This window comes from Kitasatospora sp. NPDC051705, from assembly GCF_044453265.1.
In the GTDB taxonomy this organism is placed as follows: domain Bacteria; phylum Actinomycetota; class Actinomycetes; order Streptomycetales; family Streptomycetaceae; genus Kitasatospora.
The window spans coordinates 1-4,344 of sequence record NZ_JBITCO010000059.1; the positions used below are offsets into that span (position 1 = coordinate 1).

At 71.5% G+C, this 4,344-nt stretch carries 2 protein-coding genes and 2 CRISPR repeat arrays; both genes read right to left on the reverse strand.

What is annotated here, in order from left to right; all coding sequences use genetic code 11:
* The first annotated feature begins 352 nt into the window (after positions 1-352).
* Positions 353-1,053: a CRISPR direct-repeat array (repeat unit 28 nt; unit sequence GGGCCACCTCCGCAGGGGCGGAGCGGAC).
* Between the two features lie 749 nt (positions 1,054-1,802).
* The gene (locus ACIA8Q_RS33755) at positions 1,803-2,174 is read right to left on the reverse strand and encodes a fic family toxin-antitoxin system, toxin component (RefSeq protein WP_396318305.1); all 372 of its coding nucleotides are present in this window, start codon (positions 2,172-2,174) and stop codon (positions 1,803-1,805) included.
* Positions 2,171-2,422: a plasmid mobilization protein gene (locus ACIA8Q_RS33760; RefSeq protein ID WP_387908086.1), complete on the reverse strand. Its 252-nt coding sequence runs from the start codon at positions 2,420-2,422 to the stop codon at positions 2,171-2,173. Before ACIA8Q_RS33760 ends, ACIA8Q_RS33755 begins: the two co-directional genes overlap by 4 nt.
* 207 nt (positions 2,423-2,629) lie before the next feature.
* Positions 2,630-3,637: direct repeats of the CRISPR family, unit length 29 nt; unit sequence CGGATCACCTCCGCGCGGGCGGAGCGGAC.
* Positions 3,638-4,344: the final 707 nt, after the last annotated feature.

Genomic DNA, 4,344 nt, shown 5'->3' on the forward strand with positions numbered 1-4,344 from the left:
CCGCCTCGCCCGCGACTACGAAGCCCTCCCTACCCGCTCCGAAGCCATGATTCACCTTGCCATGACCGACCTCATGGCCCGCCGCCTCACCAGCGGAACACCATCTCCTGGCGTGACCCGACACCACAGACCAAACGGCTGATTCCGGGATGAAACATCGGACGAAAACGACCTCTCAGTCAGCACCGCAACGACAGCGGATCAACCGACCCCCAACGAGGCCAGATCACCCGTTTCCAGCACCTGTGCCAACAACTGAGCGACGGGACTCGAACCCGTCGCTCATGAAGATCACCAACGGCATCCTGAAAGTGATCCAGAACCCGTTTTCAGCCGTCGCCGACACGGACAACGGGTCACCTCCGCGCAGGCGGAGCGGACCCCTGTTGTCCGGGGAGAGGCTTCTGCAGGGCCGGGTCACCTCCGCGCAGGCGGAGCGGACGTCGTGGACGCGGTCGGCGAGGTGCCGGTGATCGGGTCACCTCCGCGCAAGCGGAGCGGACGCCGACAACAACGACGGGGTGCCGGCCATCGACGGGTCACCTCCGCACGGGCGGAGCGGACATGTCCTCGGCGGCGAAGTTGAAGTCGAACAGCGGGTCACCTCCGCACGGGCGGAGCGGACCCGGAGGGGGGGTAGGCCGATCTGTTCGCGGAGCGGGCCACCTCTGCACGGGCGGAGCGGACGCGGGCGTACCACCGCAGCCGCTGGACGACGTCGGGCCACCTCCGCAGGGGCGGAGCGGACCGGCCCGTTCGGCCGTCTCGTCCGTCATGTGTCGGGCCGCCTCCGCAGGGGCGGAGCGGACCGGGGAGCAGCGCGGGCGGGGCCCGTCGAAGACGGGCCACCTCCGCAGGGGCGGAGCGGACGTGCGCATCCGGAACCGGACCGCCGCCAGGCGCGGGCCACCTCCGCAGGGGCGGAGCGGACGCCCCGCTGACCGATCCACCGGGCCCGGCCGGAGGGCCACCTCCGCAGGGGCGGAGCGGACTCAGGACGGCCGTGGCGGGGCTTCTCGGGTGTCGGGCCACCTCCGCAGGGGCGGAGCGGACACTTTCTGACCTGCGGCGCAGCAGGGCCTTTGATGTTTCTTGACCATCGCGGGGCGGGTCAGGTCGATGGTGCTGTTGTGATGCCAAGGAACGCTGTCATCGTGCCACGGGCAGCGGGCAGCGGACTGTTCGTGCCACCGGGAGCACCCTGTCCGCCGTCCCGTCGGGGCTGGCAACGGTCCAGCTCGGGGAGCAGGGCACCTCTCCCTCTGCCCGGGCAGCGCCGCCGGGCCCGCTGTCGGGGAGGTTGAGTGGGGGAGCGGACTTCGAGACCTCCCGGGCCTCCGTAGCCCGCTGCGGGTCACCCCAGGCGGAGTGGGCTTCGGGTTGCGGCTCTTCTTCGTCGGCGTCGACGGGTCACCTCCGCGCGAGCGAAGCAGACTCTGGTGGACCGTCGACTTCGGGTGCACCAACAAGCTGAGCGGACCCAGGGTCGACGTAGTTGCGCACGGCGCGGCACGGGTCACCTCTGCGCGGGCAGAGCGGACGAGGTGCCGCTGCCGATCGGCCTGGCGGACCTCGGGTCACCTCCGCACGGGCGGGGTGGACGCGTCGAGGAGTTCGGCGGCCTGCTCGGGGAGCGGGTCACCTCCGCGCGGGCGGAGCGGACGGCCGAGACCTGGATTCGCGAGCTGACCGTCACGGTCAACCTCCGCAGCAGGCGGAGCGGGATCCTCACGGGTCGAATCTGGCGGCCGGGATCGGTGCCCCCATGGCCAGCTCCGCGCTCAGGAAAGCCTGGAGCCGGGTCACCGATACCAGGTGCGGATGACAGCAGCGGTCTCGCGGACATCGGCCTGACCATCGCGTACTCGGGCGGCGAGCCCAACGGCCGCTTTGGGCTCGGCGGTGACGATGACCCCAGAGGCAGACAGGTAGGAAGCAGCAACGACAGCCGCAAAGTGCTCGTTGGCGAACTCCAGCGCCGGAACGCGGATGAGTTGGTGCATAAGCGCGGCCGCCCTCTGGTGCACACCCCCGTACACCGGCACATCCATCACCTCGTCGACATGACGGGCCACCGCCGCAGCCAGCGTGCCGTAATCCGTGACATCCGGATCAGCCCGCAGAAACTGATGGGCAACATCCAACAGCCACGCCCGATCAACACAGAGGATCACGCCGCCTCCGCCGTCCCCGACCGCCGCGAAGCCGCCCCCTGCGGATAGGGACCGAACTCCGCCTCAAACGCTGGCCCCCACGCCTGCGAGAAGTGCGCAGCAGCGGTCAGGAAGCGCTCGCGGCGTTCATCCGCCTCCTCCACCAGGACCTTGCGCGCGTAGTCCGGCAGGCTCATCCCCGCCGCCTCGGCCCGCTGCTCCAGTGCCGCGTGGGTTGTCTCGTCCAATCGGACGTTCAGTTGCTTCATGAGGCAAGCGTAGCGATGCGTATACCACGCTACAACCTGGTGGTAGCGCTGAATCTCGACTCTGGACCACGTTGCACGGCGCGCCTACTGGCAGGCTCAAGATCACCCCCGCACGGGCGGAGCGGCCAGGCCCCCAGGGGACCAAGGTCTACGGGGCGCCTCCGCGTGGGCGGAACACCCCTGCTCGGCGCTCAGGCTTGCGACCCGCAGGTCACCTCCACAGGGGCGGAGCGGACAGGACCAGCGCGGTCACGCGGGACGCCGGCTGCGGGCCACCTCCGCGCGGGCGAAGCGGACCAAGCGCGGTCGCCGAGAGCGCGATCTTCGCGGGGCCACCTCCGCGCAGGCGGAGCGGACGGCATCGACATCTCCGCCGTCGACGCGATCATTGGGTCACCTCCGCGCGGGCGGAGCGGGCGACCCGGCGACCGTCGCGGACGTGCTCCGGGTCGGGTCACCTCCGCGCGGGCGGAGCGGACATCTGGGCTGAGTACGAGTTCGGTGGCGATGCCGGATCACCTCCGCGCGGGCGGAGCGGACTGGCGGGAGCAGCGCGAGGACCGTATCGGCCGCGGATCACCTCCGCGCGGGCGGAGCGGACGGCCAGGGGTTGCACCCCCCGGCCGGCCGGGGCCGTCGGATCACCTCCGCGCGGGCGGAGCGGACGTGCGACCGGGCCCGGCCCGGGCGCGCTACTTCGGATCACCTCCGCGCGGGCGGAGCGGACGGGGGCGGGGGTGGTCATCGTCCGCCCTTCGGCGGATCACCTCCGCGCGGGCGGAGCGGACGGGGGCGGGGGTGGTCATCGTCCGCCCTTCGGCGGATCACCTCCGCGCGGGCGGAGCGGACTCCCTACCTGAACCCGGAGATCCGCAAGTCCGCGGATCACCTCCGCGCGGGCGGAGCGGACAAGCCCAGCGGGAGCGGCGGCGAGACGCTGACCGGATCACCTCCGCGCGGGCGGAGCGGACGCGCCGAGCAGCAGGATGGCCGCGGCGGCCAGCGGATCACCTCCGCGCGGGCGGAGCGGACATGGTCCAGCGGGCCTGACTGTCGCCGGTGGCCGGATCACCTCCGCGCGGGCGGAGCGGACTCCCCCGGCGCCCGGTGGTGCTCCTCGCACAGCGGATCACCTCCGCGCGGGCGGAGCGGACACTCCGCGGGCCGCCAGCGTGGGTTGGAGGCGCGGATCACCTCCGCGCGGGCGGAGCGGACCCTTCCTGAGCTGCGACGCAGCGGCTTCTTTGCTATTTCTTGACCATGCTGGAGGGTCGGTCGTGCTCTTGTGCTGTTGTGGTGTCAAGGAGCGCGGGGTTCATCGTGCCACGGGCGGCGGACAGCGGCTCCAGTTAGAGCTGCCCAGCACCGCAGCTGCGCCGGGAGACCGGACCCCGTCCTCATCGACGGACCAGCCTGGACCGGCTCCTCCGCGCGGCAGGGCGAACGCGAACCAGGTGAGCACACCCGGTTCGATGGCGGGCGCCTCCGCGCGGAGGGAGCGGGCTGCCGCGACGGCTACGACGAGCAGCGGAACAGCGGGTCATCTCCGCACGGACGGAGCGGACCTCGGCTGGCACCCCGCGCGGGTCCGGTGGACTGGGCGGGCGGGGCCGATGACGTGTTCCGAGCCGTCGCGAAGTCCACCAACGGGCCACCCCGCAAGGGCGGAGCGGACACCGGGAAGAGCCGGTTCTACAAGGTCGCGGACGGGCTACCTCCGTGCGGGCGGAACGGACCGCCGGGACATACCCGTGGCGGACCGGAAGGACGGGTCACCTCCGCGAAGGCAGAGCTGACTGTGCCATGTCGTCGCCGAAACCCGGTACCGGGTGTGTCCAGCCAACGGTGTAACTCGGTTGGGTTAAGTTAGCGGCGGCCGATGGAGAGTCGGCCGTCGAAGGTGATCTCGAAGGCGTTCAGTG